This is a genomic window from Akkermansia sp. RCC_12PD, from assembly GCF_036417355.1.
In the GTDB taxonomy this organism is placed as follows: domain Bacteria; phylum Verrucomicrobiota; class Verrucomicrobiia; order Verrucomicrobiales; family Akkermansiaceae; genus Akkermansia.
In genome coordinates this window covers 2,994,317-3,010,035 of sequence record NZ_CP143889.1, presented here as the reverse complement: position 1 = coordinate 3,010,035, position 15,719 = coordinate 2,994,317, and the positions used below count along the sequence as shown (strand labels likewise).

The 15,719-nt window shown below is 55.9% G+C and carries 20 protein-coding genes, 1 tRNA gene and 1 CRISPR repeat array; of the genes, 14 read left to right on the top strand and 7 right to left on the bottom strand.

The annotated features are described in order from the left end of the window. Window positions 1-78: 78 nt before the first annotated feature. From cas4 to cas2, 3 genes are read left to right on the top strand one after another with little or no spacing between them, the layout of a single operon-like run. A complete protein-coding gene (gene cas4, locus V3C20_RS12700; protein WP_130082598.1) occupies window positions 79-747 on the top strand; it encodes a CRISPR-associated protein Cas4 in 669 nt (222 codons plus the stop codon). After that, a complete protein-coding gene (gene cas1c / locus V3C20_RS12695) occupies window positions 744-1,763 on the top strand; it encodes a type I-C CRISPR-associated endonuclease Cas1c (RefSeq protein ID WP_130082599.1) in 1,020 nt (339 codons plus the stop codon). Before cas4 ends, cas1c begins: the two co-directional genes overlap by 4 nt. 13 nt (window positions 1,764-1,776) lie before the next feature. Beyond that, on the top strand, window positions 1,777-2,067 hold the full coding sequence (cas2, locus tag V3C20_RS12690) for a CRISPR-associated endonuclease Cas2 (RefSeq protein WP_130082600.1): 291 nt from the start codon (window positions 1,777-1,779) through the stop codon (window positions 2,065-2,067). 200 nt (window positions 2,068-2,267) lie between these two features. Beyond that, a CRISPR array of direct repeats spans window positions 2,268-3,234; the repeat unit is 33 nt; unit sequence GTCGCTCTCCGCAAGGAGGGCGTGGATTGAAAC. A gap of 65 nt (window positions 3,235-3,299) precedes the next feature. Here cas2 and V3C20_RS12685 read toward each other — a convergent pair. From V3C20_RS12685 to V3C20_RS12675, 3 genes are read right to left on the bottom strand one after another with little or no spacing between them, the layout of a single operon-like run. Then, window positions 3,300-3,557, bottom strand: a complete 258-nt coding sequence (locus tag V3C20_RS12685; RefSeq protein ID WP_067573025.1) for a hypothetical protein — start codon at window positions 3,555-3,557, stop codon at window positions 3,300-3,302. Continuing rightward, complete coding sequence (locus tag V3C20_RS12680; RefSeq protein WP_067573027.1) at window positions 3,554-3,847, bottom strand: MarR family winged helix-turn-helix transcriptional regulator; 294 nt, start codon at window positions 3,845-3,847, stop codon at window positions 3,554-3,556. The genes V3C20_RS12685 and V3C20_RS12680 overlap by 4 nt, the downstream gene beginning before the upstream one ends. A 50-nt stretch (window positions 3,848-3,897) precedes the next feature. After that, window positions 3,898-4,518, bottom strand: coding sequence for a hypothetical protein (locus tag V3C20_RS12675; RefSeq protein WP_130082601.1), 621 nt, complete (start codon window positions 4,516-4,518; stop codon window positions 3,898-3,900). A gap of 322 nt (window positions 4,519-4,840) precedes the next feature. Here V3C20_RS12675 and V3C20_RS12670 point away from each other — a divergent pair, with 322 nt between their 5' ends. The 4 genes from V3C20_RS12670 to V3C20_RS12655 are packed head-to-tail and all read left to right on the top strand — an operon-like array spanning window position 4,841 to window position 7,846. After that, window positions 4,841-5,047 (top strand): hypothetical protein, encoded by a 207-nt coding sequence (locus tag V3C20_RS12670; protein ID WP_130082602.1) that lies wholly within the window; start codon window positions 4,841-4,843, stop codon window positions 5,045-5,047. A 9-nt stretch (window positions 5,048-5,056) separates the two neighbouring features. Next, window positions 5,057-6,694, top strand: a complete 1,638-nt coding sequence (locus tag V3C20_RS12665; RefSeq protein ID WP_130082603.1) for a portal protein — start codon at window positions 5,057-5,059, stop codon at window positions 6,692-6,694. After that, window positions 6,691-6,972, top strand: coding sequence for a hypothetical protein (locus tag V3C20_RS12660; protein WP_130082604.1), 282 nt, complete (start codon window positions 6,691-6,693; stop codon window positions 6,970-6,972). The genes V3C20_RS12665 and V3C20_RS12660 overlap by 4 nt, the downstream gene beginning before the upstream one ends. Next, a complete protein-coding gene (locus V3C20_RS12655; RefSeq protein ID WP_130082605.1) occupies window positions 6,965-7,846 on the top strand; it encodes a hypothetical protein in 882 nt (293 codons plus the stop codon). The genes V3C20_RS12660 and V3C20_RS12655 overlap by 8 nt, the downstream gene beginning before the upstream one ends. A gap of 337 nt (window positions 7,847-8,183) precedes the next feature. Here the strand turns inward: V3C20_RS12655 and V3C20_RS12650 are convergent. Then, a tRNA-Val gene (locus V3C20_RS12650) sits at window positions 8,184-8,258 on the bottom strand. Window positions 8,259-8,443: 185 nt separating this feature from the next. Here V3C20_RS12650 and V3C20_RS12645 point away from each other — a divergent pair. The 3 genes from V3C20_RS12645 to V3C20_RS12635 all read left to right on the top strand — a co-directional run bounded on the left by V3C20_RS12645 (window position 8,444) and on the right by V3C20_RS12635 (window position 10,211). After that, complete coding sequence (locus V3C20_RS12645) at window positions 8,444-8,932, top strand: thioredoxin family protein (RefSeq protein ID WP_161981254.1); 489 nt, start codon at window positions 8,444-8,446, stop codon at window positions 8,930-8,932. A gap of 158 nt (window positions 8,933-9,090) precedes the next feature. After that, complete coding sequence (locus tag V3C20_RS12640; protein WP_130082607.1) at window positions 9,091-9,438, top strand: ferritin family protein; 348 nt, start codon at window positions 9,091-9,093, stop codon at window positions 9,436-9,438. Window positions 9,439-9,863: 425 nt separating this feature from the next. Next, window positions 9,864-10,211: a ferritin family protein gene (locus V3C20_RS12635; protein ID WP_130082608.1), complete on the top strand. Its 348-nt coding sequence runs from the start codon at window positions 9,864-9,866 to the stop codon at window positions 10,209-10,211. Between the two features lie 61 nt (window positions 10,212-10,272). Here the strand turns inward: V3C20_RS12635 and V3C20_RS12630 are convergent, their stop codons facing one another. Both V3C20_RS12630 and V3C20_RS12625 read right to left on the bottom strand, forming a co-directional pair. Next, on the bottom strand, window positions 10,273-10,749 hold the full coding sequence (locus V3C20_RS12630; RefSeq protein WP_130082609.1) for a C-GCAxxG-C-C family protein: 477 nt from the start codon (window positions 10,747-10,749) through the stop codon (window positions 10,273-10,275). 10 nt (window positions 10,750-10,759) lie between these two features. After that, window positions 10,760-11,410, bottom strand: a complete 651-nt coding sequence (locus V3C20_RS12625) for a DedA family protein (RefSeq protein WP_130082610.1) — start codon at window positions 11,408-11,410, stop codon at window positions 10,760-10,762. 133 nt (window positions 11,411-11,543) lie between these two features. Between V3C20_RS12625 and lpxB the strand changes: the two genes are divergently transcribed. Together lpxB and ybaK are read left to right on the top strand one after the other, a co-directional pair. Beyond that, on the top strand, window positions 11,544-12,662 hold the full coding sequence (lpxB, locus tag V3C20_RS12620; protein WP_161981255.1) for a lipid-A-disaccharide synthase: 1,119 nt from the start codon (window positions 11,544-11,546) through the stop codon (window positions 12,660-12,662). A gap of 130 nt (window positions 12,663-12,792) precedes the next feature. Continuing rightward, window positions 12,793-13,296 carry a Cys-tRNA(Pro) deacylase gene (gene ybaK / locus V3C20_RS12615; protein ID WP_130082612.1) on the top strand — a complete coding sequence of 168 codons (504 nt, stop codon included), beginning with the start codon at window positions 12,793-12,795 and terminating at the stop codon, window positions 13,294-13,296. Window positions 13,297-13,344: 48 nt separating this feature from the next. Here the strand turns inward: ybaK and V3C20_RS12610 are convergent, their stop codons facing one another. Then, complete coding sequence (locus V3C20_RS12610; RefSeq protein WP_130082613.1) at window positions 13,345-13,770, bottom strand: hypothetical protein; 426 nt, start codon at window positions 13,768-13,770, stop codon at window positions 13,345-13,347. Between the two features lie 439 nt (window positions 13,771-14,209). Here V3C20_RS12610 and V3C20_RS12605 point away from each other — a divergent pair, with 439 nt between their 5' ends. Both V3C20_RS12605 and V3C20_RS12600 read left to right on the top strand, forming a co-directional pair. After that, complete coding sequence (locus V3C20_RS12605; protein ID WP_202975629.1) at window positions 14,210-14,818, top strand: pyridoxamine 5'-phosphate oxidase family protein; 609 nt, start codon at window positions 14,210-14,212, stop codon at window positions 14,816-14,818. Between the two features lie 15 nt (window positions 14,819-14,833). Beyond that, window positions 14,834-15,571: a TIGR02206 family membrane protein gene (locus V3C20_RS12600; protein WP_130082614.1), complete on the top strand. Its 738-nt coding sequence runs from the start codon at window positions 14,834-14,836 to the stop codon at window positions 15,569-15,571. Window positions 15,572-15,719: the final 148 nt, after the last annotated feature.

The window sequence follows — 15,719 nt, the reverse complement described above, 5'->3', positions numbered from 1 at the left end:
TTCCGTGGGATTTTCAATGTATGAATTGATTTTTTTATTATTTTATGCAATAGTAACATTTTCAAACAAATTTATCGGATGCTACCTTCTCTCTTTTCCGTTCCCCTGGCGGCATTGCAGCATTATCTGTACTGTCCCAGGCAGTGCGCGCTGATTCATCTGGAATGTGTGTGGGCTGACAACCAGTTTACGGCGGAAGGGAATGTATTTCATGAACGGGCGGATTCCGGCATGACGGAAAACCGCGGACGAAAGAAAATTCTGCGTTCCCTGCATGTTTCCTCCCTCCAATGGGGAATTCACGGCATTGCGGATGTTGTGGAGGCTGTTTATGCTGAAAAAGGCGGCGTTCCCATATCCATGACTCCGGTGGAATACAAGGTAGGCAAGCCAAAACCGCATCGCGCGGACGAAGTGCAGGTATGCGCCCAGGCCTTGTGCCTGGAGGAAATGTTCGGAACGGCCATTCCTGCGGGGTTTTTATTTTACGGGAAAACCCAGAGGAGGCATGAGGTGGCGTTTGATGATGAATTGCGTTCCCTGACGGTTCGGATTATTCGGGAAACCAGGGATATCCTGATCGGAGTGGTAACGCCTTTGCCCCAATATTCCAAAGCCTGTAAATCCTGTTCTCTGGTCAACGACTGCCTTCCGGACGTATGCCGGGAACGCAGGCTGGGAATGAAGGACCGTGTGGACGAAGTATTTGAGGAAAGTCTGAATATGTGGGAGGCTGATGATTTATGAAGAAGCATTTAAATACATTGTTCGTGACGCTGGAAGGATGCTGGCTGTCCAAGGACGGAGATACTGTAAAAGTAAATTCGGAAGGTCAGTGCCTGCTGCGGGTCCCTCTTCATAATCTGGAAGGAATCGTCACGCTGGGGTGGGATATCGGCGTGTCTCCGTATTTGATGGGGGCCTGTGCGGAAAAAGGAATTACACTGTCGTTCTGCAATCCTTACGGTAAATTCCTGGCTGGCGTGCAGGGATTCATGAAAGGAAACATCCTGTTGCGCCGGGAACAGTACCGCTGGGCCGATGAAGAAGCAAAATGGGTTGTAGTGGCGCGGGAAATGATTGCCGCAAAAATCGCCAATTGCCGCAACTTGCTGTTGAGGGCACAGAGGACTTACGGGAAAAATCTTTCGGAAGAAGTGAACCGGCTGGCTGCTTTTTGCCGCATGGTCCGCGGGTGCGTTTCCGGAGACATTCTGCGGGGAATTGAAGGCTCCGCCGCGGAAACGTATTTTTCCTGCCTGTCCCACTGCCAGCGCACGGAAGATCCGGAACTGGTATTTGAAGGCCGCAACAGACGACCGCCAAAGGACTGTTTCAACGCGTTGCTTTCCTTTTTGTACAGTTTGTTGTGCCATGATGCCAGGTCCGCCTTGGAAAGCTCCGGGATTGACGCGGCTGCAGGGTTTCTGCACCGCGATCGTCCGGGACGCCCCGGCATGGCATTGGACCTTATGGAAGAATTCCGGGCTCCTTTGGCGGACCGTCTGGCCTTGACTCTGATTAACCGCAAGCAGATATCTTCAGACGACTTTGACAGGGAAGAATCCGGAGCCGTCTTTTTGAAGGAGGATTCCCGTAAAAAAGTTCTGACCGCATGGCAGGAACGCAAGAAAACCGTTCTGGTTCATCCCTTCCTCCAGGAGAAAACCACGCTGGGACTGCTGATCCATATTCAGGCGCTGTTGCTGGCACGCCATCTGCGCGGAGATATGGATTGTTATCCTCCGTTTATTGGCAAATAAATGCTTTCTCTCCATGTATATTCTCATCACCTACGATGTTGTTACGGAAGACAAGGCCGGCCAGCGCCGCCTGAGGCGGGTTGCCCGTGCTTGTGAAAACATCGGGCAGAGAGTACAGAATTCCGTGTTTGAATGCGAGGTTTCTCCGGCCCAATTGGTTGAAATCAGGAGCAAGTTGCTTAAAATTATTGATCAGGACAGTGACAGCCTCCGGATTTACCACATGGGGTCCAATTGGCATCATAAAATCGAACAATTAGGCAAGGAAAAGAGCTATGACATTTCCGGGCCGTTGATCATTTGAGTGCTGTTTGACATGGCCTTTGCGCCAACCCCAAGCTTACATCAAATTGCCGGGAAGTCGGCGATTCTTGTAAGACATTGGAAAACGCAGATTGACAACCAAGTATGATGAAGAGAAGACGGTATGTGATGTACCGTCTTCGTGAAGTTGGCGCAAAGCCCCGCTTGCATGATTGATTAACAACATGTACCGTTGGGGCAGTCGCTCTCCGCAAGGAGGGCGTGGATTGAAACCGGAATCCGTTGCGACGCTGAAGGGGCCATGGCGTCGCTCTCCGCAAGGAGGGCGTGGATTGAAACCCCCGGCAAAAGGAGGGGACGAAAAGACCTGGAGTCGCTCTCCGCAAGGAGGGCGTGGATTGAAACGCGTTGAAGAAATACAGGTACTTGTGCTGAAGAAGGTCGCTCTCCGCAAGGAGGGCGTGGATTGAAACCGGGTGTACTATCTCGCGCCTGACCTTAAAATTGAGTCGCTCTCCGCAAGGAGGGCGTGGATTGAAACTTGCAGGAAGTTATTCCTGGTACTCCTGATGCTGTCGCTCTCCGCAAGGAGGGCGTGGATTGAAACAGGCTGCTGCTGTTACGGAAGCAAAGGCGGCGCGGTCGCTCTCCGCAAGGAGGGCGTGGATTGAAACCTGACGAACTCATTGAAGATATTGTACACCTGGGTCGCTCTCCGCAAGGAGGGCGTGGATTGAAACCGGCAATTTTGTGTCAACTGACGTGCCGTTCAAAGTCGCTCTCCGCAAGGAGGGCGTGGATTGAAACAAGACGTGGAGTAGCGTACTTGATAAATTCCGAAAGTCGCTCTCCGCAAGGAGGGCGTGGATTGAAACATGAAGCAGGAAATTGCAGTACAGGCACCATCCGTCGCTCTCCGCAAGGAGGGCGTGGATTGAAACGTATGAATCTCCCACGCACTCTTCTGTTCCGTCTGTCGCTCTCCGCAAGGAGGGCGTGGATTGAAACCGTGAAGGTGGAAGTGATTGACGGCGCAGGAGAGTCGCTCTCCGCAAGGAGGGCGTGGATTGAAACATAGGCTAGAGAGCGGACCGGCGTGCGGATGGGGTCGCTCTCCGCAAGGAGGGCGTGGATTGAAACGAGAGGGAGGCGGATGAGGTGTCTGCGGAGAGCGGTCGCTCTCCGCAAGGAGGCCGGCTGACTTGTACGATGATTAAAAAGCACCCCGGACCAGATAAGTCCGGGGTGCTTTTTTGTTTTCTGCCGAAGGAGTCAGGGAATGGGTCGATCTTTCGGGTTGAGTTCGGCGGGCGGCAGGGAACGGAGCAGGGCCAGCAGGGGGTCCTGCACTGCGGTTCCTGTTTCACTCTGGCGTTTGAATTCCTCTTCTTCCTGCTGGAGGGCGGCCAGTTTGGTGTCTTCCACCAGGGCTTTGAATTTGTCTGCCTGGGAGTATTCTCCGTCCGTATCCCGGAAGACACGGGCAAGCCAGCGGCGTTTTTCTTCCGTGCTGAGCAGGGGATCGTTCATGAGTCCGGCTGTGTTTGTTTGTCCAGCAGGTTTCCGGCCAGTTGCCTGCCTCTCTCCGTAGAGCGGTAGACATAGGGACGGCAGTCCCCGAAGCGCTCCACGTAACCCTGCGCGATGAGGTCCTGCAAAATGTTTGTAACGGTGTTGGGGTGCAGCCGCGTCGCTTCCGTGATGGTGCTGTGACGCCGGTACCCGGCAATGATGGCCAGAATGACTTGCGCGCTGCTGAGGCGGAAGTCCATCCTGCGTACGTTGGAAGCGAATATTTGGATGAAGTCCAAGGCTTTCATGAATTTTTATTCACAGGTTTTTTAGATATTATTCACTTGTTATTTTCAAGTTATTCACAATCTTCCGGATTGTGGGGGGCCCTCATTTTTCTCAAGAGGTCCAACAGAGGGTGAGAGTCATTGGAGAAGGATTGGACGGCGTTGACCGTGGCGGCCTGCGGAAGGATGATCTTGTGGAATTCCTGATGAAGGTTCTGGCGCAGGTTCTGGTTCCCCGTCATGGGCATGGCCAGTTTTTCCGCCAGTCGCGTCGCCAGGGCATCCATGAAGAGGGGATCGAATTGTTCTGCGTCTTCAATGTCCGCGATGTAGCTCATCCGCAGCGGTGCCCGGGAGGCGAGAATGCGGCGGCCCTGCATTTTCCATTCCGTGCATTCCACATCCAGGATGCGCAGGCAGTCTTTCGGCAGGGTGAATTGATAGGGCGTCAGGGAATTGGGCGCCTGTGCGGAAACGGAGTCCAGCGTGATTTGCACGGTGGCGAATGTCCACCGGGCCATGCAGAGGGTCTCCCTGCGGGCCGGATGGTAGTGTAGAACGCAAAGGCGGGACGCTGTAGATTCATTGGCAATCAGGGCGTCCAGAGGAGCCTCCCCGATTTTGGATAGTGCGGCATTGCATATATCCAGTGCGGACGGTGTGTCCGGTTGAAGAATGGATTCATTTGTCATAGCACCCCATGATTGGCGGAAATTTTTTTCTGGTGCATCATGTTTGGCTGGCGCCTCTTTTGTGCCATCGGTGGCAGGTATGCGTTCCGGGCTTCTCCGGATGCATTTTATATGAATTCCGTTATTGGATAGGGACGTGCGCTGGCCGGGACCGTTCGGCAGGCGGCATAGCGTTCCTTCCGGATGCGGGGAACGGGGTGTTTTTAAGGGCAAGTCGTTTTACGGCCTGCCGGACGGAATGTCCCGCAGTCGGCCCAGACCGTCCTGTCATGACCGGAACGGTAAATAACAAAATACAGAAAAAGAAGATATTATGGGATTCATGAAACCATCCACGCCTTCCACTCCCGCTCCCGTTCAGACCATCCCGGTCAAGGCGGAGAGCGTAGGTGCGGAAGTGGGAGAAGATTATCAGGCTAGGGAACGCCAGAGGCAGGGAATGATTTCCACCATTCTGGCGCGGCGCGGAGCCGCCGGAGGGCAGGAAGATGTCAATCCGAAAACCCTGTTGAGAAAAACACTGGGATAGCCAACTATCATGGAAGAACGAATTGCGGAACTGACTTCCGTGTATAAGGCTCTGGCCGCCCAGCGCGCGCCCTGGGAGACCTGGTGGGACCGGCTCCGGGACTATGTACTGCCCAGGCGCCTGAACCGGGAGGGGGAGGTTTCCCTCCCCAGCCGGGACGCCATGGACCGCATGACGGACACGACCGCCGTGGAGGCCTGCCAGAAGCTCGCCAGCGGCCATATGTCCTACATCACCCCCAGCCATGACGTGTGGTTCAAGTGGTCCGCTCCGGATGACCAGGGAGGGGACGAGGCGGAGGCGTGGTACAACCAGTGCTCGGAAGTCGCCTTGAAGGAACTCTCCGTATCCAATTTCTACACGGAGATTCACGAATGCTTCCTGGACCGCGTGGCTCTGGGAACGGGCAGCCTCTTTACCGGAACGTCCGTGGACGGACGGCTGCTGTTTACGAACATCCCCTGCGGGCAATTCGCCTGCGCGGAGAATGCGGAGGGCAGGGTGGACACCTACGTCAGGGAATTCACGTTCACGGCCCATCAGGCACGCAGCATGTTCGGGCTCAAGGCTCTCGGCCCTCGGGCGCGGGAAGTGCTGGAACGCGGCGGCAATCCGTATTCCACCTCCCTGAGGTTTCTTCACGTGGTGCGTCCGCGCACCCGGCGCAGCCGTCGCAGGGTGCAGGCGTCCCACATGCCATTTGAAAGTGTTTACCTGTCTCTGGACGACCAGGTGATCGTGGAGGAAGGGGGATACATGGAATTTCCGTACCTGGTCACCCGGTTCCTGAAATGGGGAAACGGCCCGTACGGGTTGGCTCCCGGCAGGCTGGTTTTTCCCGCCATCCAGCAGGCGCAGTTCCTGAACCGTATTCTGGACACGCTGGGAGAGGTAGCCGCCTTCCCCCGCATTCTGGAACTGGCCAGTCAGATCGGGGAGGTGGACCTGAGGGCCGGCGGCAGAACGGTGATTACGCCGGAGGCCGCCTCCCTCCATCTGCCGCGGGAATGGGCCACGCAGGGCAGGTACGACATAGGGATGGACCGCCTGGCCCAGAAGCAGGAGGCCATCAAGCGGGCCTACTATCTGCCCATGCTGGAACTGTGGGGCGGCCATCACGGCAGCATGACAGCCACGGAAGTGATGGCCCGGGAAAACGAGCGCGTGCTCATGTTTTCCCCGTCTTTCACCCTGTTCGTGAGCGACTTGTATTCCACCATGGCGCGCATCTTTTCCCTCCTGTTCCGCATGGGCAAATTCCCTAGGCCGCCCCGCGCTGTTCTAAGGGAGGGGCGGGACGGCACCGTCCGGGTGGGGGAACCCAGGGTGGTATACCAGTCCAAAATAGCCCTGGTGCTGCGGCGTTTGCAGAACGAAGGCATGGACCGCAGCCTGCAGCGCTTGAACATGATGATGCAGGCGGCTCCGGAACTGGCGGACCATGTGGACTGGGATGCCTGCTTCCGCCTGTCCGCACGGGTGGAAGGTGCGCCGGAAAGCATGCTGAAACCCTGGGCGGACGTTCAGGCCGCGCGGCGCCAGCGCCAGGCGTTGCAGCAGTCCGGAGAGCAGGAACCTGCCGGGGGGGAAGACCCTTACGCCTCCCTTGATCCGTTGCTCAGCCAATTAACAGCCATTCAGGAATGAACCAGGATACCATCTTGCAGCAGGAGGCCTCCCTGAAGGAGGCCCGGCTTAAAAGGCGGCAGCTCCTCCGCGTGTTTGACACGCCGGACGGCCGCGACGCCCTCTCCTTTCTGGAAGCCCGCTTCCAGACTGATTTACCCGTTTTTCAAGGCAGTCCGGGGAATTACGACCCCCTGGACGCCATGAGGCGCGATGCGTACAGGGAGGTATTCCTGTACATCCGCCGCCAGCTCCAGCTAGCCCTTAAAGAATCCACAACAGAAAATAAAAATGATTGATTCCATAGACACCAATGCCGCCGCACCCGCCGGGGATGCGGATTTTTCCTCAGCCGCGCCCCTTGAGGCGGAATCCTCTGCCGACTCCATTTCTGCTACCCCCACTTCGTCCGGCCTGCTGGGAGAAGACGGTTCCTTTGTTCCGGAATGGTATTCCCGGTTTGAGGAATTGAAAGGCACGGAAAAATCCCTGGCCAAATTCAAGACTCCGGAAGCCCTGGCCAGGAGCTACACGGAATTGGAACGCCTGCGGCGTTATCCCGGGGTGGATAATGAAGAACAAATGGCGCGTTTCCGCCAAATGGCCGGCCTGCCTGACTCCGAAGAAGACTACCGTCTGGAACGTCCGGAAACCATGCCGGAAGAGGAATGGAACCCTGAACTGGCGGAACGCATGGCCCGCGCCGCCTATCGCTACGGTGTTCCTCCGGAAGCCATGAACGCCCTGCAGGACACGATGGCGCAGGCCTACCAGGAGGCCAGGGAAAAGGTGCAGGAACAGCAGATGGAACAGGAAACCCAGGCGGAACAGTCCCTGCAGAACGAATGGGGCGGCAGCTACGAGCGCAACATGGGCAGGGCCACGGCGGCCCTTCAGCGCCTGGCCTCGGAAACGGGTGTGGATGCGGATGCCCTTCTGGACAACCGGGCCCTGGGTTCCAATCCGGATGTCATCCGCCTGCTGTATCAGGTCTCCCGCCTGCTGGATGAGGCGCCCCTCCATCAGGAGGGAGCAGCCGCTCCCTCCCCGGCTGAAGAAGCCATGCGGATGGAGTCGGACCCCTCCCATCCTCTCTATGAGGCATACATGAGCGTGAACCATCCCAATCACAAGTACGCCAATGAATTGTATGACCGCCTGACTTCCCGGTAACGGCCCCGGCCCGTGGAACGCCGGAGCCGGATAAAACAAGCCCGGCGGAAGGGGAACTTCCGCCGGGCTTAATGTCAGTTTTTCATCAGCGGAAGGTTTCAAGGGCTGGGGCCTTCTTTTTCCTTCCTACCATTAGCGTCCTGAGAGGGGGCTTATGTTCAAAAAAAGTTGAAAAAAGATTTTTGAGCATCAGAAATTACGATGTGGAAAAGCGTTCTTCTTATCGTATCGGAACACGTCATTTAAGTTTTGTTGCCCATTCCCTGCGTGCGCTCTGTTCCCGGAAACGGCGCCATAAAAAATCCCGTCCGGGAAGGGACGGGATTTTAAGGGGAAGTGGTACGCGGTATAGGATTTGAACCTACGACCTCCACCATGTCAAGGTGTTGCTCTACCACTGAGCTAACCGCGCGTTTGGAAGTGCGGGCGGATTATTACCCGATTAAGACGGAAAGAGCAATACTTTTTTTGAATCCTGCCCATTTTATGGAAGATCCGGAAAGATTCCGGACTTGGGAAAGACGCTGATTTTTCTTTCTATCCGGCCTGTTTCTGATAGGTTGAAAAAAACATTTCAAAAGTGCGATGAACAGACATTTGATTTTTGCATTATGCGCCGCAGTAGGATTCAGCGTTTCCGGGGGTTCTCTGGCTCAGGATGCCCCGGCGGACAAGGAAGCCGCCGCCAAAGCGGCCAAGGCTGCCAAGGTGAAATTCCGCTGGGGAAAGAGCCTGAAGAGCGCCCAGAAGCAGTCGGAAGAAACGGGGCTTCCCATCGTTCTTCTTTTCACGGGAACGTCCTGGTGCGGCTACTGCGTCAAACTGGAAAAGGAAGTCCTTTCCAAGAAGGAATTCAAACAGGGCATGGACGGCGTGGCCATAGGCGTCAAATTCGAATTCAGCAGTTCGGATTTCAGCAAGTCGAAGGAGGCCAAGACATATAAAGTCACGGGTGTTCCCGCCATGGTCGTGGTGGATGCGGAAGGCAAGGAACTGGGGCGCACGGGTTATATTCCCGGACGCACTCCCGTCCAGTACGTTGAATTTTTCAAGAAGTACGCACCCAAAACCTCAGAGGTCAAATAGAACTGGTGTTCTGACCGAGGTATTTCAGGCAGGAGCGGCGGCTGAAGACCGCCGCTCCTGCTGTTTGTTATTAAAGGGTGCGGAAGAATTTTTTACCGGAATCTTTTCTGTGACAAAAACACATTGAATGAAGCTGCCTTCCATCCGGTCTTACCTGCATGCCTGAATTTACAAATGCATTTAGCGGATTGAAGGAAGACCGTATGCTCACTCACAATGAACTGGTGAGGGCCATCCGGTTCATGATCGCGGCGGAATATGAATCCATTCAGATTTATACCCAGCTTGCGGAATCCACGGACAACAAGCTTGCCCAGGAAGTTCTTCTGGACATCACCAATGAAGAAAAGGAACACGCCGGCGAATTTCTCCGTCTCCTTCAGGTACTGGCCCCGGATGAACAGGGCTTCTACGACGAAGGGATGGGTGAAACCAATGAAAAAATTGAAAAATTGAAAGGGTCCTGCAAAGACGGCCAGTGTGCCGCCGGCAAGGACGCCCATTGACGGAGACTCCCCGCCGTTCATGGTTGAAATGCCCGGTTTTCCCCCAGGGAGGCCGGGCGTTTAAATATAGCGCTTTCTGCCTGGACTGCCTGCCGTATATGGAAGACGGCGCAGCCGCCGGAGCGCCCAATGAAATTCGGCGGCTTGATTCCTCCTGGCCGGAGAAAAGTCCGGAGATGCGGAATTACCCGTGTCCTGCCGTGTTCTTGTGAATGCGAAGGCCGGGAAACCTGGGCGCACGGATGATATCCATTTCAATGCCTGTCTGCTCTTCCGTAGTCTGGGAATATGTTTCACAAAAAAATGTCGAAGGGGAAGGAAGTTTCATTAGACCAGTTTTCGTAGCGAAAGTTCAAAGAATGTCACGGAAAAATTATGACAAAACCATATTGAATGAAAGAGTAGCATATTAAGTCATACCCAATATGCCTGAATTTACAAATGCATTTAGCGGATTGAAGGAAGACCGGATGCTCACTCACAATGAACTGGTGAGGGCCATCCGGTTCATGATCGCGGCGGAATATGAAGCCATCCAGCTTTATACCCAGCTTGCGGAATCCACGGACAACAAGCTTGCCCAGGAAGTCCTTCTGGACATCACCAATGAAGAAAAGGAACACGCCGGCGAATTTCTCCGTCTCCTTCAGGTTCTGGCCCCGGATGAACAGGGCTTCTACGACGAAGGGATGGGCGAAACCAATGAAAAAATTGAAAAACTGAAAGGTTCCTGCAAGAGCGGCCAGTGCTCCTCCGGCAAGGACGCCCATTGACGAGGATTTCCCTTCGTTCATGGTTGAAACGCCCGGTTTTCCTCAGGGAGGCCCGGGCGTTTTAATGTGCCGGAGTGCCGGCTTCCAGATCCGCCGCCAAGTGTGCGCAGAAGGCGATGCAGCGTTCACACGGGCGGGATGCATAATAGGCCGCCGTCCTGTCGCCGGGGCGCGCCGTTTCCCCCGCCAGTTGTTCCGGGGTCAGGCCCAGCAGTTCCCGACAGTACAGGGTGCCGAATTCTTTCTTGAAATCCGCGGCCAGGGACTGCACCAGGGAAAAGATTTTTTCCTTTTCCCCGGTATCCGGGGAGGTATTGCCGTGCAGACTGCCGGCTACCATGCTCAACCCGCAGAACGCGCCGCAGACTTCCCGCATGCGGCCGATGCCCGCCCCCAGCGGGGAAGAGAGCCTGAGAGCCGTCTCTTCCGACAGTCCGCAGACATCCGCAAAGGCCGTGAACACGGACTGGGAACAATTGTAGCCCTGGTGAAAGTAGTCCAGCGCGCGGGCTGCGCGGTATTCCCCGGAAATGGTCATGGGCGGCTGTCTATTCGTCTGTTTCCGGAGAAGCGCTTTCCGTTCCTTCCTCCGCCTTTTTCTTGTCTGTCAGCCGCAGCATGATGATGTAGCAGACGGCCAGGACGAGTACGGCCAGAATGAGGGGCAGGCTTTCGCTCTTCACGGTGCGGATCAGTTCTTCAGGTGACTTGAGCAACTCCGGATGCCGTTCGCCGATCCGGTGCCCGTACCAGGCGAGCACGGCGCACCAGGCGAAGGCGCCGAGCGTGGTGACCAGGGAAAATACGCCGAATCCCATGCGGACGATGCCGGCCGGGATGGAGATCAGGTGGCGGATGACGGGAAGAAGACGCGCGAAAAAGACGCCGGACACTTCATAGCGCTGAAGGAAAAGTTCCGCCTTCTCCACCTTGTGGGGCGGCATGAAAAAGAATTTGCCCCAGCGCATGATGACCGGGCGTCCGACGACTCTGGCCACCACATAAGTGATGGCGGATCCCACCCAGGAACCGAAGGTCCCGGCAAGAACGACGCCCCAGAAGCTCATGGGGGCGTTCGGTTGGGCGGAAAGAATGGCCGCGGGAGGAATGACCACCTCGCTGGGCACGGGAAAAATGGAGCTTTCCATGGCCATGAGAATGATGACGCCCGCATATCCCCAGTCCTGGACCCAGGACATCCAAAGTGTGATCAGCTCATGCATACCGCGCGTATATTGCATTAAAATCCTTGAAAGAAAAGTCTTTTATTGCCTCGCTGGAGGGGAGCGGGTAAAATCCGCAGGCGTACGGCGCGCGTCGTTCCAGAGTATTATGAATCTTTACATTATAGCGGGTGAGAAGAGCGGGGATATTCACGGAGCCTTGTTGCTGAAAAACCTGCTGCGTCTCATGCCCGGCCTGAAGGTCCGGGGGCTGGGCGGCGGCGGCATGCATGCGCTGTGCCCGGAGGTGGAAGACTGGGCGGATGAAGCGGCGGTGATCGGCTTTGTGGAGGTGGCTAAAAAATACGGCTGGTTCAGGAAGCGCTTCCTGGCCCTGCTGGAGCAGATCCGCCGTGACCAGCCGGACTGCCTGGTCCTGATTGACTATCCGGGATTCAACCTGCGCATGGCGGAGAAAGTCCGCAAATACTGCCCCCATACCAAAATCGTTTACTTCATTTCTCCGCAGGTCTGGGCCTGGCACCGCGGACGCATTCCCAAAATGGTTCGCACGCTGGACCTGATGATGTGCATTTTCCCCTTTGAAGCCCCCCTGTTCCGGGAGGCCGGATTGAAATCGGAATTTGTGGGGCATCCCCTGGTGGACGAAATCGCCGCCATCCGGAAGGAAGGCGTGCGGGAATCTTCCCTGGTCGGCCTCTTTCCCGGCAGCCGGAACCGGGAGATAGACAGGCATTTCCCTGTATTCGCGGAAGTTATCCGCCGCCTCTCCCGGACGAGGCCAGACCTGAAATTTGAGACCGCCGCCTCCAATGAGGCCCTGGCGGAAAGAATGCGCGGCATGGCGCGGAAGGCCGGAATGTCTCCGGATATCTTCAATATCACCGTAGGGCGTTACCATGAACTCATGGACCGCGCCGCGGTGGGCGTGGTGGCCTCCGGCACCGCCACGATGGAAGCCGCCCTCCACCGCCTCCCGTACATGCTCGTGTACAAGGTCCCCCTGCTGACGTACTGGATGGCCCGCATGCTCATTAAAATCCGCTTCATCGGCATGGTGAACATTCTGGCGGAAAAGCCCGTGGTGAAGGAACTGGTTCAGTTTGATTTCACCCCGGACAAGGTCATAGAAGAAATTGAGCGGCTGCTCGTTCCGGAAAACAGGGATGCGCTGCTGGCGGAAATGAAGCGGGCCTCGGACAGGCTGGGGCAGGGCGGAGCCGCGGAACATGCGGCGCAGGCCGTCTGCCGCCTGCTGAGCGAATAACGAATAGGAGCCTTCATTCATCCGGTCCTGCCTGTGCCGTGACGGAGACTGCCGCAGAGTGGCATTTCCCCGCGGACCCTTGCCAAAACCGTGTGTTTTCTCTAAAATTACGGCACGTTTTTTAGCTCTTATGGCCGGGAAAAAGGAAAGGGATGTCAAAACCAATGCCATGCGGCTGCTGGACGCGCTCCATGTCCCGTACAGGCATTATGCGTATGAATGTACGGAATTTGTGGATGCGCGGCACACGGCGGCGGCCCTGGGACTGCCGCCGGAAAGGATGTACAAGACTCTGGTGACGGAGGGGGCTCCCCGCCAATACTACGTATTCGTCATTCCCATTGATTCGGAACTCTCCCTGAAAAAGGCCGCCAGGGCCGTGGGAACCAAATCCCTGTCCATGATCCCTGTGAAGGATATTACCGCGGTGACGGGTTATGTCCGCGGCGGCTGTACGGCCCTGGGCATGAAGAAAAAATATCCCACCGTGATTGACTCCGGCGCAGAAGCCCTGCCGGAAATCGTGGTGAGCGGGGGACGTCTGGGATGCCAGATCGAACTTGCCCCCGTGGATTTGCTTCAGGCGGCGGACGCTTCCTTTGCGGATGTAGCGGAACCGGGCGGCCGCCCATGACGGCTGCTATTCCGGAAATGCGGATTTTCTCCGGAAAAAGCCTTTCCGTTAATTCGTTTTGTCCTCCATGAGCTTCATGGATTGGCACTGCCGGATTTCTTCCCCGGACCATGCGTATTCGACCGTTGCGAGGCTGATCTTTCCATCTCTGGTTTCACAGGTAAAAATAATGCACCGATCATCCTGAGAGAGAGCTGCACCGCCGGGAGTGGAAGATATGTTCCCGGCATCCAGCAGGATGTCTGTTCCCTTGACGTTCAGAATCAGGGGCAGGATGCTTCTATGGGCAAACACCACGATTTGATCGCCGTTTCTGATCCCTTTTAAATTTCCTTTCCCTCTGACAAGGGCCGTTCTGACGACATACTTGCCATGATAGAAACATCCGACCGGATTCAGGAGTTTCTGTAGCAGCGTATTGTCCCTTTCGACGGAAATGCAGCCTTCCACGGGTATTCCGTGCTGATTGTGCATGCCAACGGCCCATGGTTCTTTTCCGTGCAGATCCGGAGAAAAAACAAAAAACAGGATAAGCATGGCTCCGGGAAGGAGCCATATGCTGATTTTTAGCAAGGTATTCTTTACTCTCTTTGGCATCCCGGTTCGCTTCGTATTTCTGCTGATGAAAAATTCTTAAATGGATATCCTTATCTGCACCATGTATTAAATTATCTTCTAACATTTTTAACGTTTGGTTTCCAGATTTTTTATCCTCGGCGGCTGACTGCCGATGCGTACGGATCATGCTGCCATGCTGGACATTTTGGCGGAGAGCGGGCCGCCCTGCGTCATTTCAGCCATTCCGGAAAAGCCCGCTTTTCCCGGTAAAAAGCTTTCCCGGCAGACTGTTTTTTTGTATTCCTGTCGGAGCCAGTCCTTCCGGTTCCATGAACGGCCATCCTCTTTTCCATACATGCCGGCCCCCGATGAATGGGGGGCTTTCCCTCCGCTTCCCGTCGTCGTTCCCTGCGCTGGAATGCTTCTTTTTCCGTGCGGAAAAATCAATGAATACTGTCAGGTGATGAGAAGAAAAGACAGGGAAGTCCGCCGGAGGGAGGACCTGCTGGCCATGATCTCGCAGTGCAAGGTGTGCCGCCTTGGCCTGTGGGACGGGGAGGAAGTGTATGTCGTCCCCCTGAATTTCGGGTATGAGGAACGGGCCGGAGCCCTGCATCTGTTTTTCCACTGCGCCAGGGAGGGACGGAAGCTGGACATTCTGCGGAATAACCCGAAAGCCGCTTTTGAAATGGACGGGAATCATCTGCTGGTGGAGGGGAATACGCCCTGCCAGTACGGCTATTCCTATTGCAGCGTCATGGGGCGTGGGATGGTGGAAATTCTTGAAAAAGACGCGGAAAAGATTCATGCCCTGAACCGCATCATGCTGCATCAGACCGGACGGGAAGCGGTCTTGACGCCGTCCATGGCGCGCACCGTCTGCGTCCTGCGCCTGAAAGCGGAATCCGTCAGCGGAAAACTCCGTGCGCGGCCGGATGTTCCCCCCGGTCCCGTCGATTGTTGATATTCCTGGTGATTTATGAATGACGACGTTTCGCCCTTGTTCATCCGCTGGAGCCTGGCCCACTGGGCGGCGCTCGGGGCGGTGGCGCTGGCCGCTGCAGTCCTGCTGTGGGGCGGCCGCCGTCTCCGGATGGAAAAGCGGATACTGGTGGGCAAGGTGTTGGGGGCCGTCTTTCTGCTGACTTTTCTGGCGGAAACGTTCGGGCGTATCGTCCGGGAGCACTGGGAGCCGTGGCAGGACAGGCTTCCCCTGCATTTTTGCAGTCTGATGACGCTGGTATGCTTCATTGCCCTTTGGTACCGCAGGCCCTGGGCATGTGCCGCAGCCTATTTCGGAGTGTTGACGGCCAGCATCCAGGGGCTGATCACCCCCATGCTGTATGAAGGTTTTCCTTCCGCCGCCTTTTTCGCTTTCTTTGTGGGGCACGGTCTTCTGCTTGTTTCCGCCCTTTATCTCCCGCTGGTGCTGGGATGGCGCTCCCGCCCGTGGGACGACATAAAAACCCTGCTTCTGTGCGACGCCTATCTTCTCCTGATCATTCCCGTGAACATTTGGCTGGGAACGAACTACGGATTTACCCGGTACGCTCCGGAGGGAAGCATTCTGGAATACTTCGGTCCTGCGCCCTGGTATTTGCTGACGCTTCAGATCCCGGCTCTGGCTGTGCTGAGGCTGCTGTATCTGACCGTGCGGCCCCGGAAAAAGGGGGGCAGGGAAGGGACGGCTGCCATTGAAAAAAATCCTGGACAATAGTGTGAATTTTCTTGCGTACCGGTATGCGGGAGCTAATGAGGATTTGCTAGGGAAGAAATTCCGTCGCATCTTTTGAAAATCTCTCGTTCTGAATGGGAACAGCCCGTTTGAAATGATTTCCAAAGACGGAACGCATCTGGTTTTTCAA